The 832-nt window shown below is 65.1% G+C and carries 1 protein-coding gene; it reads left to right on the forward strand.

What is annotated here, in order from left to right:
- Positions 1–2: 2 nt before the first annotated feature.
- On the forward strand, positions 3–832 hold an 830-nt coding region (locus ACYP5B_RS47915; RefSeq protein WP_459574426.1), incomplete at its 3' end, for a TolC family protein.

Below are 832 nucleotides of genomic sequence, written 5' to 3' on the forward strand. Positions count from 1 at the left end.
CGATGAAAAGATTGAGTATGGCCCTGCGGGCCGGGCAGGTGGCGTTGGGCTGCATGCTTTTCATGAACGCTGGAGAGTCGGGCGCTATCGATCTCGTGGGGGCCTATCAGCAGGCATTGGCCCATGATCCGACGAGCCTCGCTGCTAATGATGCGTTCACGGCGGGACGGGAGAAGGCTGTGCAAGGCGACGCCTTGCTGCGTCCCCGCGTAAGCCTCCAGGCGGCACTGGACCGGATCAACAATCGGTCGTCCGCCAACCCGCCTGCCGAACTCGCGCCGTTGGTCTCCGCCGATAGTTCGGGCACTGCTCGCCAGGCCGGGGTGATGCTCGTGCAGCCGCTGTACGACAGGACCGCTGTGGCCACGAGGCGGCAGTTGCACGAGCAATCCAACCTGGCGCAAACGCAATTTGACCAGTCTCGCCAGGATCTGGCTTTGCGGGTGGCCGAGGCATACTTCGGCGTGGTGTTGGGCGAGGAGACGCTCCGCGTGGTGCAGGCCGAGAAGGCGGCGTTGCGACAGCAACGCGACCGCGCGAAGGCGCGCTTTGACATCGGCCAGGGCAAGATCACCGATCTTCATGAAGCCCAGGCGCGCCTGGATGGGGTGGAGAGTCGCGAAGTCACGGCGCAATCTGCGCTCGAACAGCGACGCACGCGATTCTCGGAAACCGTCGGCATGCCGCCCGATCAACTCAGCGGGTTGGCGCCTGGCTTCGCGCCGCGGCCGCCGGAGCCGGACAATCTCACGGCGTGGCAGGCAAAGGGTGAAGAACAGAGCTACCTCGTCAAGACCAGGCAGTCGGAGCACGACGTTGCCGGCGCGGAGAT

The sequence above is a fragment of the Cupriavidus sp. 8B genome, assembly GCF_054589115.1.